At 44.5% G+C, this 23884-nt stretch carries 16 protein-coding genes and 2 tRNA genes; 15 read left to right on the forward strand and 3 right to left on the reverse strand.

The genetic code is table 11. The annotated features are described in order from the left end of the window. The first annotated feature begins 202 nt into the window (after positions 1 to 202). The 7 genes from betB to IE130_RS00995 all read left to right on the forward strand — a co-directional run bounded on the left by betB (position 203) and on the right by IE130_RS00995 (position 10600). Positions 203 to 1717, forward strand: a complete 1515-nt coding sequence (gene betB, locus IE130_RS00965; protein ID WP_189580351.1) for a betaine-aldehyde dehydrogenase — start codon at positions 203 to 205, stop codon at positions 1715 to 1717. 114 nt (positions 1718 to 1831) lie between these two features. Beyond that, entirely contained in the window at positions 1832 to 3529 is a 1698-nt protein-coding gene (gene betA, locus IE130_RS00970) for a choline dehydrogenase (RefSeq protein WP_189580363.1), read from the forward strand. 289 nt (positions 3530 to 3818) lie between these two features. Beyond that, positions 3819 to 5864, forward strand: a complete 2046-nt coding sequence (gene betT / locus IE130_RS00975; protein ID WP_189580366.1) for a choline BCCT transporter BetT — start codon at positions 3819 to 3821, stop codon at positions 5862 to 5864. Between the two features lie 147 nt (positions 5865 to 6011). After that, on the forward strand, positions 6012 to 6500 hold the full coding sequence (locus tag IE130_RS00980; RefSeq protein WP_189580369.1) for a M48 family metallopeptidase: 489 nt from the start codon (positions 6012 to 6014) through the stop codon (positions 6498 to 6500). Between the two features lie 541 nt (positions 6501 to 7041). Next, positions 7042 to 7464 (forward strand): tetratricopeptide repeat protein, encoded by a 423-nt coding sequence (locus IE130_RS00985; RefSeq protein WP_189580372.1) that lies wholly within the window; start codon positions 7042 to 7044, stop codon positions 7462 to 7464. A 26-nt stretch (positions 7465 to 7490) separates the two neighbouring features. Further along, positions 7491 to 8651 carry a flavin monoamine oxidase family protein gene (locus IE130_RS00990; RefSeq protein ID WP_189580375.1) on the forward strand — a complete coding sequence of 387 codons (1161 nt, stop codon included), beginning with the start codon at positions 7491 to 7493 and terminating at the stop codon, positions 8649 to 8651. Between the two features lie 323 nt (positions 8652 to 8974). Then, complete coding sequence (locus IE130_RS00995) at positions 8975 to 10600, forward strand: long-chain-fatty-acid--CoA ligase (RefSeq protein WP_189580378.1); 1626 nt, start codon at positions 8975 to 8977, stop codon at positions 10598 to 10600. 259 nt (positions 10601 to 10859) lie between these two features. Here IE130_RS00995 and IE130_RS01000 read toward each other — a convergent pair whose 3' ends face one another. Further along, complete coding sequence (locus tag IE130_RS01000) at positions 10860 to 11603, reverse strand: siderophore-interacting protein (protein WP_189580382.1); 744 nt, start codon at positions 11601 to 11603, stop codon at positions 10860 to 10862. Positions 11604 to 12108: 505 nt separating this feature from the next. Between IE130_RS01000 and IE130_RS01005 the strand changes: the two genes are divergently transcribed. Next, a complete protein-coding gene (locus IE130_RS01005) occupies positions 12109 to 12534 on the forward strand; it encodes a PaaI family thioesterase (RefSeq protein ID WP_189580385.1) in 426 nt (141 codons plus the stop codon). Between the two features lie 196 nt (positions 12535 to 12730). On the opposite strand, the gene IE130_RS01010 is transcribed toward IE130_RS01005, so the two are convergent. Further along, a tRNA-Asp gene (locus IE130_RS01010) sits at positions 12731 to 12807 on the reverse strand. A 55-nt stretch (positions 12808 to 12862) separates the two neighbouring features. Further along, positions 12863 to 12938: transfer RNA gene (locus tag IE130_RS01015), tRNA-Val, on the reverse strand. A 358-nt stretch (positions 12939 to 13296) separates the two neighbouring features. On the opposite strand from IE130_RS01015, the gene IE130_RS01020 reads away from it, so the two are divergent. The 7 genes from IE130_RS01020 (at position 13297) to IE130_RS01050 (ending at position 23875) form a co-directional block, all read left to right on the forward strand. Next, a complete protein-coding gene (locus IE130_RS01020) occupies positions 13297 to 14934 on the forward strand; it encodes a cardiolipin synthase (RefSeq protein ID WP_189582444.1) in 1638 nt (545 codons plus the stop codon). A gap of 142 nt (positions 14935 to 15076) precedes the next feature. Beyond that, complete coding sequence (locus IE130_RS01025; RefSeq protein WP_189580419.1) at positions 15077 to 16621, forward strand: tetratricopeptide repeat protein; 1545 nt, start codon at positions 15077 to 15079, stop codon at positions 16619 to 16621. Between the two features lie 132 nt (positions 16622 to 16753). Then, positions 16754 to 18418: a 3-deoxy-D-manno-octulosonic acid transferase gene (locus IE130_RS01030; protein WP_189580422.1), complete on the forward strand. Its 1665-nt coding sequence runs from the start codon at positions 16754 to 16756 to the stop codon at positions 18416 to 18418. After that, complete coding sequence (locus IE130_RS01035; protein WP_189580425.1) at positions 18415 to 19191, forward strand: 16S rRNA (uracil(1498)-N(3))-methyltransferase; 777 nt, start codon at positions 18415 to 18417, stop codon at positions 19189 to 19191. The genes IE130_RS01030 and IE130_RS01035 overlap by 4 nt, the downstream gene beginning before the upstream one ends. A 227-nt stretch (positions 19192 to 19418) precedes the next feature. Next, positions 19419 to 20543 carry an extracellular solute-binding protein gene (locus IE130_RS01040; RefSeq protein ID WP_189580428.1) on the forward strand — a complete coding sequence of 375 codons (1125 nt, stop codon included), beginning with the start codon at positions 19419 to 19421 and terminating at the stop codon, positions 20541 to 20543. Between the two features lie 176 nt (positions 20544 to 20719). Continuing rightward, positions 20720 to 22408 (forward strand): ABC transporter permease, encoded by a 1689-nt coding sequence (locus IE130_RS01045; protein ID WP_189580431.1) that lies wholly within the window; start codon positions 20720 to 20722, stop codon positions 22406 to 22408. Positions 22409 to 22534: 126 nt separating this feature from the next. Further along, on the forward strand, positions 22535 to 23875 hold the full coding sequence (locus tag IE130_RS01050; protein WP_189580434.1) for an ABC transporter ATP-binding protein: 1341 nt from the start codon (positions 22535 to 22537) through the stop codon (positions 23873 to 23875). Positions 23876 to 23884: the final 9 nt, after the last annotated feature.

A 23884-nucleotide genomic window follows, 5' to 3' on the forward strand; every position in this document is an offset into this window, starting at 1 on the left:
TTAAAACGCTGCGCTCAAATAATTTATTAAAGAACAATTGATAAGTACATAACGATTTTTAGTCACACAACGACTTTTAGTCACACAACGACTTTTAATCATATAACGATATAACTTTTATTTTTAAAACTTAAACCATGACGACATTATTCGGTACTAGCTTAGTTATAAGGCTTTTGCCAGTCGTCGATAGGAGCACTGCATGACAGCTACTAATACAAACTCAAATAACTTAACAAACATTATCGACTTAGAACAAATACAAACTGCTTATATTAACGGCCGTTACTTGGCGGTAGATGAAACGCTGACGACTTTTGAAGATATCAATCCAGCGACGGGTGAAGTGCTGGCGACCATCCAACAAACGACCAATGCGCAAATCGATGAGGCTGTTAAAGCAGCACAAAAAGGTCAAAAAGTTTGGGCAGCACTGACAGCAGTTGAGCGTGGTCGAATCCTATCAAAGGCGGTTGAGATATTACGCGAGCGCAATGACGTACTGGCATTGCTCGAAACGAAAGACACTGGCAAAGCTTACTCTGAAACCAAGTATGTCGATATCGTCACTGGTGCGGATGTCGTTGAATATTATGCAGGTCTTGCACCAATGATTGAGGGTCGTCAGATTCCGCTTCGTGATACCAGCTTTGTTTATACTCGCCGTGAGCCGCTGGGCGTGGTCGCTGGTATTGGTGCGTGGAATTATCCGATCCAAATCGCGATGTGGAAGGCAGCACCAGCACTAGCTGCTGGTAATGCGATGATCTTTAAGCCGTCAGAAGTAACACCTTTGACGGCATTGAAACTGGCAGAAATTTTGACAGAAGCAGGTTTACCAGATGGTGTATTCAACGTTGTCCAAGGCAATTATAAAGTGGGTGAGGCATTAACTCAGCATCCTGATATCGCCAAAGTCTCGTTTACGGGTGGCGTACCGACGGGTAAAAAAGTCATGTCGAGCGCGGCATCATCGTCTCTCAAAGACGTGACATTAGAGCTAGGTGGTAAGTCACCATTGATTATTTTTGATGATGCAGACATCGATACGGCTGCGGACATTGCGATGATGGCTAACTTCTATAGCAGTGGTCAGGTATGTACCAATGGTACGCGCGTGTTTATTCCTAAAGCCATGCAAGCTAAGTTTGAGCAAGCGATTTTGACGCGTGCCAATCGTATTAAGCTGGGTGATCCAATGGATGAAAACATCAACATGGGCCCACTAGTTAGCTTCCCGCATATGGAAAGAGTACTTGGCTATATCGAGCAAGGTAAAGCCAGTGGCGCACGACTGCTAACGGGCGGCGCGCGTGTGACAACAGGCGAATTGGCAAATGGCGCATTCGTCGCACCGACGGTATTCACGGATTGCACCGATGAGATGACTATCGTACGTGAAGAAATATTTGGCCCAGTAATGTCGATATTGACTTATGAGACCGAAGAAGAAGTTATTCGCCGTGCCAATGATACCGAATATGGTTTGGCAGCTGGGGTCGTGACTGCTGACTTGACCCGAGCACATCGCGTCATTGCTCAAATTGAAGCGGGTATCTGCTGGTTGAATACATGGGGCGAATCAGCCGCTCAAATGCCAGTCGGCGGTTACAAGCACTCAGGTGTTGGCCGCGAAAACGGTATTGAAGCCCTTGAGCATTATACTCAGACCAAATCTATCCAAGTAGAGTTGGGTGCGTTTGAATCTGTCTTTTAATCACTTTTATTGAGAAAGTTCTTGATCAGCAAAATGGTTCAATAGGACTGATTTGTTCTTCGTTCGACTTTGCTGATAGTAAATGATTTATTTTTCAATATTATGGAGCGTTTTATGACATCAACCACACCTGAGTATGACTACATCATCGTTGGCGCAGGATCAGCAGGCAATGTGCTGGCCACACGTTTGACCGAAGATGCCAACATTAAGGTGCTGCTGCTAGAAGCGGGTCGTCCAGACCATCGCTTAGATTTTCGTACGCAGATGCCAGCAGCGCTCGCCATGCCGTTGCAAGGAACTACTTATAACTGGGGCTACAAAACCGATCCTGAACCGAATATGAATAATCGTGTGATGGACTGCGGTCGCGGTAAAGGACTGGGCGGCTCATCATTGATTAACGGTATGTGTTATATCCGTGGCAATGCGCTAGATTTTGATGATTGGTCTGAGATTAAAGGCTTAGAAGATTGGACGTATCTGGATTGCCTGCCTTATTTTAAAAAATTAGAAAACCGTGATGCTGGCGAGAATGACTATCATGGTGTGGGTGGTCCTGTTGAGATGACCACTTCAAAACCAGGGGTCAACCCACTGTTTCAAGCGATGATTGAAGCTGGCGTGCAAGCTGGCTATCCGAGTACCGACGATTTAAACGGCTATCAGCAAGAAGGCTTTGGGCCGATGGATCGCTTCGTGACGCCTAATGGTCGCCGTGCCTCAACGTCCCGTGGCTATCTGGACCGTGCTAAACCGCGCAGCAATATTACGATTTTGACGGGTGCATTGACCGATGTAATCTTGTTTGATGGTAAGCGTGCCATCGGTGTCAAAGTCGAGCATCAAGGTCAAACCAAGAACTTTCATGCATCGCGTGAAGTGATTGTTTCCTCTGGTGCAATTGCTTCGCCACAACTATTGCAGCGTTCTGGTATCGGCCCCGGTCAATGGTTAAAAGACTTAGGTGTCAATGAGATTCTAGATTTGCCAGGTGTGGGTAATAACCTACAAGATCATTTAGAGCTGTATATGCAGTATGAATGTAAGCTGCCAGTGTCGATTGCGCCTTCCAATAAATGGTGGAACAAGCCCGCCATCGGCGCGGAGTGGTTATTCAATGGTACGGGTCTTGGCGCATCAAACCAGTTCGAAGGTGGCGGTTTTATTCGTACCGATGAGAAATTTACGCATCCTAATATTCAGTACCATTTCTTGCCATTAGCGGTACGCTACGATGGTCGTAGTGCGGTTAAATCGCATAGCTTCCAAGCACACGTGGGCTCATTACGCTCGCCCAGTCGTGGTCGTGTTAAGCTGACCTCAAAAGACCCAAGTGCTCATCCAAGTATCTTGTTTAACTATATGTCTCATGATCAAGATTGGCAAGAGTTCCGTGCTGCCATGCGCATCACTCGTGAGATTATGCATCAGCCAGCACTTGATCCTTATCGTGGTCGCTCGATTGCACCAACGGATGATCTAGTGACTGATGCACAGTTAGATGAATATGTCCGTAATCATAGCGAAACCGCTTATCATCCGTCTTGTACCTGTGCGATGGGCGAAGACAATGATTCGGTCGTCAATGGTGAAGGACTCGTACACGGCATCGATGGCTTGCGCGTGGTTGATGCGTCAATTATGCCAAATATCATCAGTGGTAATCTCAACGCGACCACCATTATGCTGGCAGAAAAAATCGTTGATAAAATGCGCGGCGTACAATTACCACGCTCGACGGTAGATTATTTTACCGCCAATGGTGCACCATTGAGAGCTGAGCCGATGCGTGCTTATGGTTCTGTTTAAATTAAATATTAATAAAAAGGCCTTTTTATAAAGGTCTTTTTTATCCCCTCTACTGTTTTAGAAAATGAATACGATTAAGATTAATTTTTAATAACTTACCTTGTTGCTTAAGTACTAATTATTGAAGTAGCAATTACTGAAATGGTCATTACTTAAGTAGCAAATCTTTATTTATTGGTACTGCTTTGTGCGTCATGTGGTGATTTATATCTTGTATGACTATCAGTCATAAGATTATGACGGACAAAGCAATATCAGACCCTGTTTAATTTACCTATTGAGGTCTTTTATGTACAGCTCGCCATCAAAGGATGCGGCAAAACCCCTGACTCTAAATAAGACGGTTTTTTTAGGCTCAGCTATTATTTCTATTTTATTGATAATTTGGACGATTGCGTTTCCAGATTATAGTGAGGCATTATTAAGTTCAAGTATGGCATGGGTATCAGAGAGCTTTGGCTGGTATTACATGCTGGTGGTTGCCGCTTATAGTATATTTGCCTTGTTTGTTGGCTTTTCTAAGTATGGCGATATCAAGCTTGGTCAAGACCACGAAAAAGCACAATTTCCCTTTTTAGCGTGGGCCGCGATGCTGTTCTCCGCTGGTATCGGTATTGATTTATTGTTCTTTGGTGCGTCTGAGCCGTTGATGCATTATCTAACGCCACATACGGGGCTCGAGCCTGCCAGTGAGGCGGCCATGCGTGAAGCACTTGCGCAGACCTTTTTACATTGGGGTCTACATGGCTGGGGCATTTATGCGCTAATCGGGATGGCATTGGCGTACTTTGCTTATCGTAAAAACATGCCACTCGCGTTACGTTCACCACTGACGCCTATCTTTGGCGAGCGCTTAATTAAAGGCTGGCTTGGTGATGGTATTGATACTTTTGGTGTTGTTTGTACCTTGATGGGTATCGCTACTAGTTTGGGTATAGGTGTATTGCAAGCCAATGCTGGTCTGACTCATGTGTTTGGGATTGAATCAAGCAAAATGGTTCAAACCTTTATCATCATAGGTGTGGTCGCTGCCGCGGCGATCTCTGCGATGACTGGTGTAGAAAGAGGTGTCCGCCGTTTATCCGAATTCAACATGCTATCGTCGATATTGCTACTGATTGCCATATTGGTGATGGGTAACACGGTTTATTTGCTGAATACCTTTACCCAAAATATTGGTCAATACTTCCAAACCATCGTTTTCAAAACTTTTGATGTTTATGCTTATGATGGTCAAGCTGGCGCTGACTGGAAGTCAGGTTGGACGATATTTTTCTGGGCATGGTGGGTCGCTTGGGCACCGTTCGTAGGTCTGTTTATTGCACGTATTAGCCGTGGTCGTACCCTGCGTGAGTTCGTATTTGGTGTGATGTTTATTCCACTTGGCTTCATCTTTGCTTGGTTCTCTATCTTTGGTAATTCAGCGATAGATTTGGTTGCCAATGGTGCCACTGAGCTTGGTGAAATTGCAGTTAATGATGCGGCAATGGGCATGTTTGCCTTGTTTGAGTATTTTCCTTACAGCGAAGTGCTATCATTTGCAGGTGTTGTGATTGGGTTAGTATTCTTTGTGACTTCAGCTGACTCAGGCGCGTTAGTATTAGCGAACCTAAGCTCAAGAGGTATGACCAATGATACCGACGCACCAGTTTGGTTGCGCCTGTTTTGGGCAGCGGCAACAGGTCTTATTACCTTAGGCTTATTGTTTGCTGGTGGTTTTGCCTCATTACAGTCAGTATCTGTGATTGCCGGTTTGCCATTCTCACTCATTCTTGTGCTCTATATGGTGGCGATGTGGAGATCATTAAAAGAAGAGGGCAATAAGCGCAAGGCCAGTACGATTGGTACGGCTAACGTGCTAGATAGCGGTAAGAGCTGGAAAGCTCGCTTGCAACGTATTGTTAGCTTCCCTAAACATGCACAAGTTGAACGGTTTTTACAAAATGTGGTCAGACCTGCCATGACGGAAGTTGAAAAAGAATTTGCGGCAGGCGGTTTAAAGACGTCTTTGGATATCCGTAACCCTGAACATATCGGACAAGATATAGATGAGGGTATGGACGAGAGTAGCGGTCAAATAGATGGTCTCAAATTGCGTGTTGGACATGGCGATGAAGATGACTTTATTTATGAGGTTAACTTGATTAAAGCTGAGCGTCCTAACTTTACATTGAGCACTTCAACTAAGAACGCAGAGTACTATTATCGTGCGGAAGTGTTCTTAAGCGAAGGCTCACAAGAGTATGACTTGGTTGGCTACTCCAAAGAGCAAGTATTGGTCGATATTTTAAACCAGTACGAGCGTCATTTGCAGTATCTACATCTAGAGCGTTAATAGCTAAGTAATATACTCGACTTTACACTGACCCCATAAGTTGGATTCAACTTATGGGGTTTATTTATGAACCAATGATAGGCAAATAGTAGATATAGGGTAAAATCTATACAGACAAAATTTGAAGTACCAGCAAAGGATAAATTTGTGACCACATTAAAGTACATCGCTCATTATTCTGAGCAAGTTCAAACACAAGCCGCGTTACTCATTAGCGAAGGTAAACTGGGCGCTTATCTAGAAAAAAAGTATCCCAGTCAGCATCAGGTGCAAAGCGATAAGGTGCTTTATCAATATATCAATGACATTAAAAACCAGTATATGCGCAAAGTTGGCCCGTTATCGAATGTCAGTTATAGCAGTAAATTAAAAGTCTTAAAACATGCGCTGGGTATTCATACCACTCAGTCTCGCGTACAGGGCAGTAAGCTGAAATCACACAATAGCATCACCGTGGCGAGCTTATTTCAAGAAGCACCGCCTGAGTTTTTACGCATGATTGTCGTGCATGAGTTGGCACATTTTAAAGAGCATGACCATAACAAAGCTTTTTATCAATTATGCTGTCATATGGAGCCTGAATATCATCAGTTTGAGTTAGATACGCGGCTTTGGTTGCACTGGCGAGAGTTGTAACCCTAATATAGTCAAGTCTATATAAATCCGCTACATCGTCATCCTCGCTAAGCATACTAATGTATAACTTGCACTCGGTTTCCTTGTATCGAAATTATATTGAACTGACTATAGTCATTCCACTATAAAGGTATTACAGCGTTAACCTCGCTTGAAGTATCACATATACATCTACACTCAGTTGCCTTGTACTGCTTTTAAATTGAATCGACTATAGTATGAATAGCAGCCCTAATAACGTTCATAGTAATCTTAATAGCAGCCATATAAATATCGTGTTCTTTTCTGTGGCAATCATCTGAGCCGCTAGGGTGTGTCCTCAATTCAATTGATCATATCTAAACGGGCTAAAAATGGCTAAATTTTGCCAAACATCGTTAAATAGCTGGTTAATATCCCGATATTATCTGCGCTATTTTCCTTGTTTGACTGCAATTTATCTCATTTTTATCACCATTTTTAAAATGAGGACACGCCCTAGAATTACGTTATAATCCTAACCAAATAATCTATACCCCAAGTCAATAAAAGGTTGTAAGCAATGATTAATACCAAAATATATAAATCTATTTATAAATTGGCAGAAGAGTTACTAGAGGCTGACCGCATCGGTAATCAAGAAAAATTTGATGCGTTTTATGCTGAGCTAAAAGCCATCTGTACTGATAACGAAAACACAGACAAAGATCATCCAGAGCAGTGGGAGACGCTCGCTGACTTTACAGAAGATTTGGACGAAGCACTGGTCATTTATGACAAAGCACTAACCAAAGCCACGGCGATCAATTCGAAAGATCATCTGTCGTCGATTGCTTTTTCTATGGCGGTGCTACAGCTTGAGACGGGTAACAAAGAAGCGGCTATTCAAAGTTTACAAAATGCCAAAATCACGGCAAATAAAATCGAAGACAGAGAATTTAAAGTTGAGATAGATGAGGTGCTGACTAAGTTGTTGGGTGAATAATTTCAATTAAGCAGGAATGATTTGATATGCAAGACGTACCTATTGTAATTGTTGGCGGTGGCCTAAGCGGTCTATATGCGGCATTTTTATTAGAGCAAAAAGGCATCGATTATATTCTGATAGAGGCTCGTGATAGATTGGGGGGGCGTATCACTGTAGCCAACTCATCAGTAGCTCAGAATGCTAGCAGTCAAAGTATTGATCATAAAAAATCAAACGACGGCTTTGATTTAGGGCCGTCGTGGTTTTGGCCAGAGTATCAGTCGCAATTAAGTGATTTGATTGAAGCATTGGATTTACCACGTTTCGCTCAGTTCGAAGAAGGCGACATGATGGTTGAGCGTGCTGCCAATGAGTTGCCTATCCGTACGCAAGGTTATAAGAGTTCGCCGCCATCTATGCGCCTCGTGGGTGGAATGACGGCTCTAACTGATGCTTTATACGCGCGCTTAGATGCCAAGCGTGTCATAACCGATCAAATCGTAAAGCGTTTAACCAAGACTGGTCAGCATATCGAAATAGAAGTCGAGTGTGGCTCTGAACATATCAACGCTGGTCAAATAATCACTTATCGAGCGCAGCATGTATTACTTGCGCTACCACCGCGGTTGGCGGGCAATAATATTGTATTTGAACCTGCTTTACCGCAAAATTTAGCGATAGAGTGGCAAGAGACCGCCACTTGGATGGCACCACATGCCAAGTATGTGGCGGTTTATGACTCGCCCTTTTGGCGCAATCAAGGACTGTCAGGTGCAGCACGCAGCGCGATAGGGCCGCTTACTGAGATTCATGATGCCTCACTAATAGAAGGCGAAGGCGCTGTGTTTGGTTTCTTTGGTGTTCCCGTTGAGGTGCGCCAAAGTGTTTCTGAGAGGGAGCTAAAAGCACATTGCCGTGCGCAGATGGTACGTCTATTTGGTACACAGGCAAACACACCAACTGCTGAATATATTAAAGACTGGGCGCAAGATCCATTTACGGCGATGCCTGCTGATGCCAGTGGCGCAGGTCAGCACGCAGTAGCACCTGCTTCCAAGCCAGCAGCAGGTGTGTGGCAAGACAGTCTAACTGGTTGCGGTAGCGAATGGTCAGCGCAGTTTCCTGGCTATGTCGCTGGTGCTATTGACGCGGCAAACAGAGCGGTACAAGGTTTGCCTAATGTTGTATTGCAGTCTGGGTCGTAAACAGGTGCAGACTTTCGTTTTCTAATATGTCTGGTTTAACATAAGTTGAGACAGTATGTTTATAGAAAATAACGGGCAAATATAAGTGTAAATAAGCGTGTTCATCCGATGAACGGACACGTAGTAGGCAGTCTTGAAAGGGTTAATTAAGAGACTGATAAGGACATCTACAACGGCTACTTAATTAAGAAAAAAAGATATATTCTTTATTTCTATCAGACGAAATTAATTTTTCTAACTGTTCAGACTGACGTATACTGATGAGGCTCCATATATAAAATATGCCCACGGACGAGCACTAAAATCACTATAAGGATATTCAGATGTTAGGAAAAATGATGTATCAGCCGCTGCTCATTAGCAGCCTCATTGAGCACGCCGCCCAATATCATGGTGATACCGCTATCTTGTCAAAAGAAGTCAATGGCGAGATGACCAAGAGTGATTGGTTGACCGTCTCCAATAACTCAAAACGTTTAGCAAATGCGCTACAAGCGCTGGGACTTAAGTCATCAGAGCGCATCGCCACCTTGGCATGGAACAATCGCCGTCACCTAGAAGCGTGGTACGCAATCTCGGGTAGCGGTATGATTTGCCATACTATTAATCCCCGTTTATTCCCCGAACAGCTTGCCTACATCATTAATGATGCGGAGGATCAAGCTTTGTTCTTTGACATTACTTTTTTACCACTAATTACCGCTATCAAAGAACACATCAAAGGCATTAAGCACTTTATTTATTTGGGTGATAGAGACGAAAAAGTCTTGGAGCAGTTACCGAATGCTCTGTTCTTTGATGAGTTGCTGGCAGATAATAGCCCTGATTTTGACTGGCCGCAGTTTGATGAAAAGCTTGCAAGCTCACTCTGTTATACCTCAGGAACGACAGGCAATCCCAAAGGCATTTTGTACTCTCATCGTTCCTCAGTTCTGCATGCGATGGCTTTGTGTATGCCCGATGTGTCCTCGTTGTCTGCCCAAGATGTCTTGCTACCAGTAGTGCCGATGTTCCATGTCAACGCGTGGGGCACGCCTTATGCCGCTGCCCTGACTGGCTGCTCTTTGATACTACCTGGCCCAAATCTTGATGGTGACAGCTTAGTGTCTGTGATTGATGACTATAAAGTGACTGTGGCTTTGGGTGTGCCAACTATTTGGCAAAGTTTGCTAACCGCTGCCAAAAACAGAGGCAGTAAGCTTGACAGTATGACGCGTACGATCGTCGGCGGTGCAGCATGTCCGCCATCAGTCATCAAAACCTTTAGAGAGGACTTTAACTGCGATGCAATACATGGTTGGGGCATGACGGAGACCAGTCCACTCGGTACGATGAACCAGATAAAAGCCAAGCACAAGTCGCTCAGTAAAGAAGAGATTAATGAGCTGCGTAAATCGCAAGGTCGCCCTCCTTACGGTGTCAAGATACGTCTGATGGATACGGAGCAAAAAGACAAGCCAGTTGCTGAAGATGGCGAGTCACAAGGGCGCTTACAGATTCGTGGGCATTGGGTCATTGATGATTATTTTACTGAAAATAAAGATGCCATCACTGCCGATGGCTGGTTTGATACCGGTGATATCGCCACGATTGATGCCGATGGTTATATGAACATCCGTGACCGTTCAAAAGATTTGATCAAATCAGGCGGTGAGTGGATATCTTCTGTGGAATTAGAAAACATCGCTGTGGAGCATCCAGAGGTTAAGATGGCAGCAGCGATTGCAGCGACTCATAAGCAATGGGGCGAGCGTCCAGTATTGATTGTCGTCAAAGAAGCGGACTCGGCAGTAGATGAAGCGCAGATTCTTGAGTTCTATAAAGGTAAAGTGGCCAGTTGGCAAATACCTGATAAAGTCGTCTTTGTAGATAATATCGTGCTCAACGGCGCAGGGAAAATGATGAAAAATAATTTACGTGATGAGCATGGTGATATCCTGCTTGCTTAATATAGTCAATCCACTATAAATCAGGTGCGATGGCAGGCTTGTTTAGTCTACTATTTGTAGTGCTTTAACTTGCTTTCCTTGTACCTGAACGGTCTTGAACCGACTATGGCATTAGGGTTAATTGATTCGAGGTTCGTTCAAGGTTACATAGATATTCTTAATCATATTTTTGACGAAAAAGTCCGCCTATAAGCGGACTTTTTTATTTTTGATGTCAGTTTCGATGTCAGTTTCGTTTATACGTGCTGGCACACCGAAATTATAATACGTTCTCTGCATCCTTTTGCTTTACAACTTTATGCTGATCTTCTGTGCTATCGACTTTCCAATAACTGGATATGTATAAATGCGTTTTTGGTATTGAACGATCTACTTTAAAGTAGTGACGCAGGGCACGCATACTATGGAATTCACATGCCGCCCACACCGCAGGTCGTCCTGTCAACCAAGTAAGCGTTTTAACACGATCAAGTAATGGGCTGCTTTGTGCATTTGGATGTGCATTTATCACCCAATGAATGTCGACGTTGTCGGGTTTTTTGAGTAGTTGCTTATCTGCTTCGGTGGTAATCTCAAGGACTGCATAGCCGTGTGCGTCAGCAGGTAGCTGAGCAAGATTGACGGTAATGGCAGGTAGAGCGGTCATGTCGCCGATCAATAAAAACCAATCAGCCTCATTATTGATAAGCTTCTTTGGTCCAGGGCCGCCTATCAATATTTGCTCACCCACTTGGGCGTTGCGTGCCCATGTTGAAGCAGGGCCTTCTGTCTCATGCAAAGCAAAATCGACATCGATTTCACCGTTACGTTGGACGCTCACAGTATACGTGCGCATCAGTGGTCGATTCTCTTCGCCTTGAGGAAAAATGAGTTTGATATAAGCACTTTCTTGGTCTACTGGAAAATCAGTTAGTCCAGCACCGCCAAGCGTGACGCGGCACATATGTGGCGTGAGGTATTTACTGCCAATCACATCTAGTATTCTTGGAGTAGATTTTGCCATATTAATACTTTCCTTCATTTAACTGATTGGTTGTATATCAAAAAGTATGATAATTATAATTTAAACAACTTTTGATGATTTGAAAGCCCTTTAGAATCAGATCATTGCTTTCTTGTTGATTTTTATTGGTAGCATGCTTTTTAAAACAACACTGAATATAAAAAGTTCGATGACTAAGAGTTAAATAATAATGATAATCATTAACATGTGTATATTACGCTAATTGGCACTTATGTCAATTGGGTTGTAAGTGTTTGGTCGTTGGTCTTGATCATTTGCTTCTCATACTTGAGTAAAAGTGCTATTAGATAGCAGCTAAAGCAGATGAAGCAGATGAAGTTTTGAGGTTCTTAAAGGCAACAGGCCCTAATATAGATACGGCTTATAATGTGAATTATGCTATAAATGATGGTGGAGATAATCAGGTAACTGTTTTTGATTAGCGTCTCCTAAATGAGAAAGGCTAAACGTCGGCAGTAAGCACACTTAAAACCAAGGAGTAGGTATGTCTGCAAGCAAACAAGAAATCGTCGCTTTTATAGAGGCGGAGTTTCCGCAAACCAAATGTAGGGTCGAGTCAGTAGATGAGAAGGGTTCGACCTTATCGCACGAGATAGGTATTAATGAGCTGCGACCTGGCGGTACGGTCTCTGGGCCGGTGTTGATGAGTGTCGCTGATGTGGCCATTTATGTGGCAATATTGGGGAAAATCGGTATTGTACCGTTGACCGTGACAACGAGCTTAACCATCAATTTTTTGCGTAAACCTTCAGCAGATGCCCGCATCATCGCCGAGTGCACGTTAATGAAAGTAGGGCGCACATTAATCGTAGGCGAGGTTTCTCTTTACTCAGAAGGCTCTAGTGATTTGGTCGCCCATGTGGTTGGCACTTATTCTGTACCACCACAACCGAGACAGACGACTTTATAGCAATCTATGTTATGTGGTTATATTATTTAACCATGTTATTGATTGAGTTTTTGACTAAGGCAAGTGGTAAACCCAAGAGATAAACCACAGATAAATCAAACATTTAGATAAATTAACAGACACAAAAAAACCTCAAGTAAACTAATACTTGAGGCGAAACTTGCTTAAACTCGAAAGTTTAAATTCGTTTTAAATATGGCGCAGCGGACGGGACTCGAACCCGCGACCTCCGGCGTGACAGGCCGGCATTCTAACCAACTGAACTACCGCTGCTTAGGTCGTTTTTAGCATCTTACTCGTATAAATAGAGCCCACTTTGCTAAAAGAGTGGTGGGTGATGACGGATTCGAACCGCCGACATTCTGCGTGTAAGGCAGACGCTCTACCAACTGAGCTAATCACCCTGAGAAGCGCTAGCTTCGCAAGTTAAAATTCCTTAAAAGGAATCTTATAGAAGTCTCAACATTTAAAGTTGTCACACTCTAAATTAATAAAAATTCTAACAACATAGAACTTAATTAAGTCCCCTTGCTGTGGGTGTGTATTATATAGATTTACGTATGCCTGTCAAACGTTATTTCATATATTTTATAAATTAATGATTATCTTTCCTTTACGCCAGCGACATTAAGACTGGTTCAGCCCATATGGTGGGTACATAGTTACCTATTGTGTGCGCGCCAAAAGCTACTATACTGATAATGCTTTGTGGTACGTGCAGGTATTGAATAATTTGATTTGTATTAATTGACTGATTGGTTGATGGAGGCAGGCATAGACACTTTTGCTATTGAAAAGTACTTTACGACATGGTCATTGGGTGACTTTGCAGAATTGGGGCTGATATTACATGTCGTGCTCATGATACTCATGACATTACGAATTGTATCGGTACAGCGCAATATTGGTGTATCGATCGCTTGGGTTGCTGTGCTCTATACCTTGCCTGTCGTGGGATTAATTGCCTACATACTGCTTGGTGAGCCAATGATCGGACGTCGCTATCGTGAACGCATGGATCAAGCCAGCCTGCTAATGAACGAGATGGCAAGGCGGGAGCATTTGGTCTTTGATAAAGGGCAAGATTTGTTGCCTGATAACTATCGCGGTGTCAGCCAAATAGGGACACGCTGGACAGGGTTCGGGGTGTTTCCCGATCATCAGATGCAGCTATTAACCGCGCCCAGTGCTATTTTTAAGCGTTTGATCGATGATATTGAGTCAGCAAAGAGCATCATCTTGATGGAGTTTTATATCATCTATCCGAAGGGGCAGGTGGTAGAAGTGATAGAGGCGTTGGTCGCTGCCGTACAGCGCGGGGTTGAGTGCCATATATTGGCTGATAGTGTTGGTAGTTTTAGGTTTTTTAATAGCAATGAGCATCGAATATTAGAGCAAGCAGGTGCCTTTGTACATCAGTCGTTACCAGTAGGCTTGTTCAAGACCTTATTTAAACGTTCAGATCTGCGTAATCACCGAAAAATGGTGGTCATTGATGAATACATTGGTTATATCGGCAGCTTTAACTTGGTCGATCCTAAGTTTTTTAAACAAAATAAAAATGTCGGACAATGGATCGATGTGGCGATACGTAGTGTGAGCCACCGTACCATCAGTATAGCGACGGCGATGGCAAAAGTTGTGGTCACCGATATCGGCGCTGAAAATAACAACAATCTAGACGAGCTCAACCAGCGAATCAATAACTATACTCGCAAACTATATGTGATGGATCCGACTATCAATGACATCAACAGTCGGGTAAAATTTTTGGGTGATAGTATCGATGCTGATGAGCCGCTACATACTGGCTCAATGTCGATAGTCATACCACAGATGCCCGTAATAGAAGGCGTGATCGCGCAGTTGATACCTTCGGCACCGCAGGTAACAGCGCATGTTATTTATAATACCTTGGTGACGGTTATTCATCGCGCCAATAAACGCATTTGTATTACCACGCCATACTTCGTACCTGATGAGGCGCTATCAAGTGCGCTGACGATAGCGGCTAAGCGCGGGATAGAGGTGACGATTATCGTTCCCGAAAAGGTCGATTCGTTTTTAGTGCAGCATGCGTCACAAGCGTATTATGAAGAGTTATTGCAGGCGGGCGTCACCATTGCCTTATTTAAGGGCGGGCTGCTACATGCTAAAACTGTGGTAATCGATGATGATTATTGTCTGTTTGGTACGGTAAATATTGATATGCGCAGTTTTTATCTCAATATGGAAGTCAGTTTGGCGATTTATACCCCTGAAATGGTCGCTCAAATTGCTAACTGCCAAGAGACTTATCTACAGAGCTGTCATTTTTTAACGTTAGCAGAATGGCAGCAGCGCGCAGGCTATGAGCGTTTGTTTGATAATGTGGTACGCTTGTTTAGTCCTTTATTGTAGCGGTTTATTGTAGCTATTTGAATTTTAGGCTAAGGTAAACTATCTACACATTGTCTTTATCCATACATTGTTTTACTGTCGCCATCATGACGATGTCATCCTATTTATTATCTATTAAACTGTAAAAGGACACGCTGGTCTTATGTCTGCATCGCCTCTAACACCACTGGATTATATCGCCGCAGGCTATTGGCAAGATTTCTTAGCGGGACGCCCTATCGCAGGCGGTATTGTCTACGAAACTGAGCTACGTGATTGCACTTTGGATGAGTCGCTATCGAGCTTACAGCGAGTAGATACTTTGCTATCGCAGATACGCCGTGATCTGATTAAAACGGGTAACTGGGATGAAGATGCGCTGTTAACGGATGAACGCTATCGTAATCTTATGATGTTTTTGGCATTTTATGCCGGACAAGTATTGGCACAGCAATGGCAAAATACGCCGCATTGGTATGGTCAATTCGAGCTGCGCAAACGTTATCCAATATGGTCACTGAGCACCGATGATTTTTATCAGCATATGGCAGTGTTATATAGTGAGAATAATAGTGCCAATATTAATGCCAATGCCAATATTAATGACAGTGCCAACTTACCAATATTTTTTGCCCTAGAACCGATAGGCTTGCGCTTGTTCGGTCATGTCGATCTACCCTTTGTCGCGGTTCAAGGTGGTCAAGTTGCTAGTGGCTTGTATCAAGCGGTTAATGCCAGACTGCCAATCGCTAATAATTACGTGTCCACCATTACCACTCAAGACAGTAAATCTAATGTGGCTGCTCGCATGGCTTCTCAAGTGGATTTGGGCTCAAGTAGCATAGACTCTAATTCTCAGACAGTGGGCACTAGCGCAGCATTTTTAGTAAAGCAGAATACAACCGCCACATCAGCAGATGATTTGAATAAAATTGATTTAAATGAAGAGGCTTCTACGTATATCGTATCAGACAGGCTAACCAATGAAAGCTTATCGAATGAACAAGAGAACCAATTAAAGCCTGAACCATCTAAAGCGGAGCTGCCAGTAGTACAGACCATTCCCTCGGTAAAAACCAAGCCAGCAGCCGCTGTCAAACCCTCACCAACCCCAGAGATTTTTAGTCAATTACTCATAGAGTTAGATGAGATTGAACGGCCGCAAACAGCGGGCAATGCTGAATATCAGCAAGCCCGTAAAGTCTTGGATCAGTTTGAACAGCATGTTGCCAAGCAATCTAAACCGCGTGCGCAAATTAACTTTTCAGAGAATCATCTGGCGGCAAAAAAGCAAGCGTTGTTGAAACTACAAAAGGCCGCGCATGTCGGGAATACCGCTGCTATGCTGCGTTTGGCGATGTATGAGCTACTCGGTGAAGGCTTGGTGATTGATAAAAATGCTGGTATAGAGGCAGGTGTTGAATGGGTTAAGCAAGCCGCCAGCAAAGACGACAGCCGAGCGCAGCGCTTACTCAGTAAGATGTACTACCAAGGGGTTGGCGTCGTGCAAGATATCAATAACGGTAAATATTGGTTAGAGCAAGCTGCCCAAAACGGTCACGTGGAAGCGGCCAGTTTGGTGGCACAGTGGCAGCAAGCGCAAGCGTTGATAACGACACAAAAGCAAGAGCAACACAGTATTAAGCGCTATCAGCTGTTACTGGCGGTAGTGCTAGTAGTGGCGGTGTTAATATTAATTATTGTCTAAACGATTTTTGTTAGCTCATACTGCGTAAAAGCTTATTATTAAGCAGCAAATTCAGGTAGAATTGTCGCGTTTTTTACCATCAGTTTTTTTGAGAATGGTATTATCTGATCCATTACTAATCTGGGCTGTTCTATGCCATCTTCTCCTACGCCATCCAAACCCTCTACCACCGCATCTTCATCTACCGCGTTGTCCAGTCGAGCAGTGTATCAGCCACCCTTTTATTATCAATGTATCATTGGCTTACTAAAGCCGCTATATCGCCTACAGGTTTGGCGACGCTCACACGAGCGCGACAACTATCAGCAAGAAGTGGCGCAGCGTTTCGGCAAGCACTATCCTGCAGCGCCAACAGCTGATATCAAAGCTGAAATAAACCATAAAGCTGAGATGAATAATAACGTTATCTGGTGCCACGCGGTGTCTTTAGGTGAGACCAATACAGTAGCGCCGTTGCTAGACATGCTATTGGCTCATGGTTATCAGATTTGGCTGACCAATACCACGCAGACAGGTTTTGCCCGCGGTGCCAGTCGTTTCGCTGATGACATTGCTCAGGGTCGGCTTAGCCATAGCTATGTACCTGTGGATAGCCCTGCTGTTATCGAAACGTTTTTAGCGCACGTGCAGCCAGTTGCGGCTTTATTTGTAGAGACCGAGCTGTGGGCAAATATTTTAGCCAAGCTATCCGAGCATCGTATTCCGAGCATCTTAGTCAATGGTCGTCTATCAGCCAGTTCATTTACAAGCTACCAAAAAATCGCTGCTGTCAGCGCCAGTATGATGAAAAACCTGACGTTAATTATTGCGCAAGACAACGAGTCTGCCAAACGCTTTCGTCAGCTGGGCGCTCATAGTGCGCAAATTCGGGTGGCGGGCTCACTCAAGTGGGTCATTAATAGCCCAGTGCTTAATAATGAAACGATTGATAGCAAAACTGATGATGTACAAGCGACTGATAGCAACGCTGCTAAGAAAGAACATGAGCGTGCCACTATACAAAAGCAAAAGAGCGGTATTGCCGTCGAGTTGGGAATAGCGGATCGTCCTATTTGGGTCGCGGCCAGCACCCATAGCGGTGAGGAAAGCATCGCTCTGTCATTACAAGAGCAGCTATTGTCCAACCCAGCGCTGGCAGACACGCTGTTGATTATCGTGCCCAGACATCCTGAACGCTTTGATGAAGTGGCGACACTTATCCAAAACAGCACGTTGATAATGGCACGGCGCAGTAACGAAGAAATAATCAATGCGGACACGCAAGTCTATTTAGCAGATAGTATGGGCGAGCTGATGACATGGTATACGCTAGCCGATGTGGCGTTGGTGGGCGGTTCGTTGGTCGATGTGGGCGGACATAATCCGGTTGAGCCAGCGAGTGTGGCAACACCGGTGCTAATGGGACGCCAAACCCAATCGTGTCAAAGTGTGGTCGATAAGCTGGCGAGTGTGGGCGCGTTATATCAGCCAAATAATGCGTTTTATCATCCAGTTACGATAAAGCCAACGACGATAGAGGATATTGCTACCAATAATGAAAATATCGCCAATTCAGATATCAGTAGTTCAGAAATAAAGGGTAAGCAAAAATCCTCGCGCAAAAAATCCTCATTGGCTGCTAACGATACGGCGCTCATTTATGATCAGCTACAGTCTTGGCTTATCCATCCGCTATTAGCCAAACAGGCAGGGCAAGCTGGCGAGCAGATGACCGTACAGCAGCAAGCAGTATTAACGCGTCAATTTGCCATGATCGAAAAGGTGATTGAGCAACACTCAAACCAAGAGACTCTATGAACTGTCTATTACTGCCTGCCGAAAACTTTTCGCAAGATTCTGCGACAATCAATAATCTATCGCAAATTAACCATATCAATGATGTGTTGACCGCAGCAGTGGGAGATACCCTCAAAATCGGGCAACTCGGTGGCAATCTTGGTACGGCGATGATTGAGGAGGTTGCTGCTCACCGTATTCAGCTAGGTGATGTCCAATTGTCAGTTGTGCCACCTGCTAAGTTAAATCTGACGGTCATCTTGGCATTACCACGTCCAAAAGTGCTGCGCCGCTTGATAATGGATATGACTGCGCTTGGCGTGCGCGATATTATCCTTATCAATAGCTACCGCACGCAAAAGAGCTATTGGCAAAGTCCGATGTTGAGTCGCCTCGATGAGTTCGTACTAGAAGGCTTACAACAAGGAGTGGATACTGTTGCCCCGCGCATTACTTTGCAAAAGCGTTTTAAACCCTTTGTCGAGGATGAGCTGGCAAGTCTAATCACCAACCGCGCTATTGTCGCGCACCCTTACAGCGATCTGTCATTTTCGCAATATGTGCAGCAGCAAGTGCTAACAAAGCAAGAGCAAACTGCGCCATCGCTCGTAGAAACCAACTCAGCTAATAGCACCTCCTTGCCCAGTCTCGTTTGTATCGGCGCAGAAGGGGGCTGGATCGACTATGAGATTGAGCTACTTGCCAGTCAAGGCTGTCAGGCGGTACACATAGGTCCACGCATATTGCGTACTGAAGCGGCAGTCAATGTGATTTTGGGGCAATGGTTGTTATAAAAAAGTGTTGAGCGAACACTATTTGGCTAAATCATTGCTTTTGAAATTGTATTTTAAAAGCAATGATTTAGCCAAACAAGCACCAGTTTATGCAGTTAAATAAATGTATTGATAATTAATCTCATTTCTATTAGTATGTTGTTTTCAACTAATATGCTCTTATTACTCTTAATGAGTAATGTTTTTTTTATCTCTCACTTATCCGTAGCACCATTATGGGGAAAACCATGTCATTGAAAGCTTTCAGCGCAAATTTACCTTCTACCAAGCTCACTTTACCTGTTGCCGTATTTGGCATGATGCTAGGGCTTGCGGGTTGTAGTAATTCCTCTACGCCAGAAGAAAGCGTTGATGCTGAAGCGGCGCCAGCTAGTAGCGAGCAAGAAGTGGCTAACGATGGCGCGACGAGTGCTGAAGGACAAACGATTACGATCTACTCATCACGTAACGAGCAGCTGATCAAGCCTTTGCTAGACCGCTATACAGAAGAAACAGGTGTCAAAATTGAACTGGTCACTGATAAAAGTGGTCCATTGATGGCACGCTTGCAAGCGGAAGGTCAAAATACGCCAGCGGATATGCTATTGACTGTAGATGCGGGTAATTTGTGGCAAGCTACAGAACAAGGATTGCTCCAGCCAGTGGCATCGACGGTATTAGAAGCCAATGTCCCTGCAAAATATCGTGATCCAAAAGGTCAGTGGACAGGTCTGTCATTACGTGCCCGTACTATCATGTATGACCCAAGTAAAGTCAGCGCCGACCAGTTATCCACTTATGCAGATTTGGCGGATCCAAAATGGAAAGGCAAGCTTTGTTTGCGCACCTCAAACTCTGTATACAACCAGTCATTGGTTGCCAGTATGATTGAAAACTTAGGCGAAGAAAAAACCGAAGCCGTCATTCGTGGTTGGGTAGATAATTTAGCCACTGACGTCTTTAGTGATGACACTAGCATGCTAAAGGCTATCGCTGCCGGTCAGTGTGAAGTAGGCTTGTCTAACAGCTACTACTATGGTCGCTTGCTCGATGAGCAGCCTGATTTTCCTGTCAAAGTCTTTTGGGCAAACCAAGGCACTACTGGTACCCACGTGAATATTTCTGGGGCAGGTGTGGTGACAGGATCAGACAATCCTGATGGCGCCCTCAAATTAATGGAATGGTTGTCTTCGGATAAAGCCCAAGGTCTCTATGCCAGCTCTGATAAAGAATATCCAGTCAAAGAAGGCGTTGATGAGTCAGATATGCTCAGATCGTGGGGCGAATTCAAAAAAGATGATATCAACGTGCAAAAGTTTGGTGAGCGTCAAACCCAAGCGATTCAAATGATGGACAAAGCAGGTTATAAATAGAGTATCACAAGCCAACCACGCCCAAAAAATGACAGTAGCCATAAGATAAATGTCAGTATGACTCTTAGTAAGCGGAACAGTAAGCTGAGCAAGTTTGGCAGAGAAAATGGTGTTTTTGGGTGTGCGATAGGCGAATTAGATCGGGATCTCTATGCGTATGACATGGTAATAATTATATGATAACAACGCCAAATGCGTCTGTTCGTCAAGACAAGACAGCCAACGACCATAACAATGGCAGTGACCATAGTAGTTTGGCTGTTAGTCAAGACCATGCTGTTCGCAAACGTATCCTCTCAAAATCAGTCTTAGGACTGATTTCGCTGTTTATGCTAGTACCAATTCTCATCGTCCTGCTGTCATGGACGCAGCCAGTGGCAGACATCTGGACGCACATGCGCGAGTATGTGCTGCCGCAAGTCCTCAAGAATACCGCGATTTTATTGGTGATGGTGACGGTTATCTCTGGCAGTATCGGCACCGCACTTGCTTGGATCACCAGCATGTATCGCTTTCCCGGACAGCGCTTTTTTTCGTGGGCGCTGATGCTACCGCTGGCGATACCTGCTTACGTGCTGGCATTTGTTACCGTCGGTATTGTTGATTTTAGTGGACCGCTACAGACAGGTTTACGAGAGTTAGGCATCGATACAGCCATTCCGTCAGTACGCAATGTCTGGGGCGCAGGCTTGGTCTTGTCACTGGCATTTTATCCCTACGTTTATTTGCTAGCGCGTCAGGCCTTTTTGTCACAAGGCAGGCGGGCGATTGAAGCGGGTCAAATGCTTGGTTTAAGCCGCAGTCGCGTGTTTTTCCGCTTGGCATTACCGCAAGCGTTACCGTGGATAATTGGCGGCTTGTTACTCGCCAGTATGGAAACACTTGCGGACTTTGGTGCGGTTTCGGTCTTCAATGTCGACACTTTTACAACGGCTATTTATAAGGCTTGGTTTGGCTTTTTTAGTCTAACGACTGCCGCACAATTAGCCGCTTTGTTAATCGGTGTGGTATTTATCGTGGTATTGTTTGAGCAGTATTGGCAAGCCAAGCGCGGTAATATAGTTACCCAAGGCAGCAATCAGCGTTTTGAAGCCAGTGCGTCTGCTAAACTGGCCATGACGCTGCTATGTACACTGGTGTTTTTGCTGGCTTTCCTAATACCGTTCTTGCAGTTGATCTATTGGACCGCGTTGAATTTTCGCCAAGATTTTGACGCCCGTTATATTGATTTTGTTACCAACAGTCTCATGATTGCGAGCATGACCACCATTTTCATTGCTTTTTTAGCCATCATCATTGCGTGGATCAAGCGCCAATATCCTGATAAATCAACCAAGCTCATGACGACTTTAGCCAATCTAGGCTATGTCGTACCGGGTACAGTACTGGCTGTTGGTATATTTATTCCCATTGCTTGGATAGACAATCAGCTGATTGCGTTCGGTGTGACTTCAGAGCAAGTGCTGTCGGGTAGTGTGATCGTGATGCTTCTTGCCTTATCGACGCGCTTTATGACCGTAAGCTTTCAGCCAGTCGATCGGCAGTTACAGCGACTGACTGTCAATCAGGAAGCGGCTGCTAAATTACTGAGTGACAGCCCTTATCAGCGTTGGCGGCAAGTGATGTTGCCCGTACTCAGCCCTGGGGTGCTAACGGCCTTATTGATGGGTTTTGTCGAAGTGATGAAAGAGATGCCGATCACCTTGATGACACGGCGACAAGGCTGGGATACGCTAGCAGTGCGGGTGTTTGAGATGACCAGCGAAGGCATGTGGGGCAGAGCAGCATTGCCAAGTTTGCTGATTGTGTTGGTCGGTCTTATTCCCGTTTGGATACTGCTGCGCCAAAGTGATAAGCAGGGATAAGTTTAAAACAGTTTATTATTTAAGAAGTTAAAGACAGAGTTGATCGCGCTTAAGCCTTCATTAGCACCATAATTTTTACCGTTTTATTTATTGGTTTTATTCATTAATCGCTTACTGGTACCATCTATGTATACTGACTTGATTAAAGACTCAACAGACCCAGCCAATCCTCAGTCGGCGACGGCTAAAGTGAAAGTACACGCTGATAATGTAAAAAAATCACCAGTATCAACAGATGAAGTTTACCAAATGCAGGATAATATTACCGCTAATCATGATAGTAATTCTGCCACATATACTGAGACAAATATCGCCACCAATCCTTACTTTAGCGTCCAAGATTTAATCGTCGGTTATGACGATACCATCATCGTTAATGGACTATCGCTAAGCTTACAGCAAGGCGAGATTGGTTGCTTTTTGGGTTATAGCGGTTGTGGCAAGACCACGGCATTGCGAGCCATTGCGGGATTGGAGCAAAGTCGTCGCGGCACGATTGGCTTGAATAACCAACGCTTGACAGAACAGACGCCAACGACCTCGTTTGCCGTCGCGCCAGCCAAACGTGGTATGGGCATGGTATTCCAAGACTATGCGTTATTCGGGCATTTAAGCGTGGCAAAAAACATCGCTTTTGGTCTCAATAAATGGTCAGCAGCCGACAAAAAAGCCCGCGTGGCTGAGATGCTAAGCCTCGTTGAATTGACTGAGCATGCTGACAAACGGCCCAATGAGCTCTCAGGTGGACAGCAACAACGCGTTGCTTTGGCACGAGCGTTAGCGCCCAATCCTAAACTCTTGCTACTCGATGAGCCGTTTTCTAATTTGGATGTGGTACTGCGTGAGTCATTGGCGATGAATGTCCGTGATATTCTCAAACGTACCAATACCACCGCTATTTTGGTGACTCATGATCAAAATGAGGCTTTTGCGCTGGCAGATAAAGTAGGCGTGATGGATAAAGGTCGATTGGTACAATGGGCGACACCAAGCGAGCTATATCATGAGCCAATCAGTCCGTTTGTCGCTGAGTTTGTTGGTGAAGGGGCGATGATAGATGGCATTATCAAAGAAGGTCACGTCGAGACCGCGTTAGGTGACATTTACCGTCGCATGGAAGTTTATGATGAGTCAGGGCAGCCGCAATATTGTGAGTACGATTATCCCAATGGTACACCGATTAAGGTGCTCGTGCGCCCTGACGATATAATCCATGATGATGATAGTACGCAGACCGCTTTGGTGATTGGGCGCGTCTTTCGCGGTGCCAATTATCTGTATCGTTTGCAACTCGATGATGGGCAGACGGTTTTATCCTTGGTCGCCAGTCATCATAATCATGAGATTGGCTCGCAAATTGGGATTTTGCCGATACTTGAGCACGTTGTTGTTTTTGATGAAAAAGACATCAATGCGACGACTTGGTCAGAGTATGATCGGTCCGAGCGCGTGGCAGAAGCCAGATAGTCGCTTTAG

The sequence above is a fragment of the Psychrobacter glaciei genome (assembly GCF_014652895.1).
GTDB classification, from domain to species: Bacteria; Pseudomonadota; Gammaproteobacteria; order Pseudomonadales; family Moraxellaceae; genus Psychrobacter; species Psychrobacter glaciei.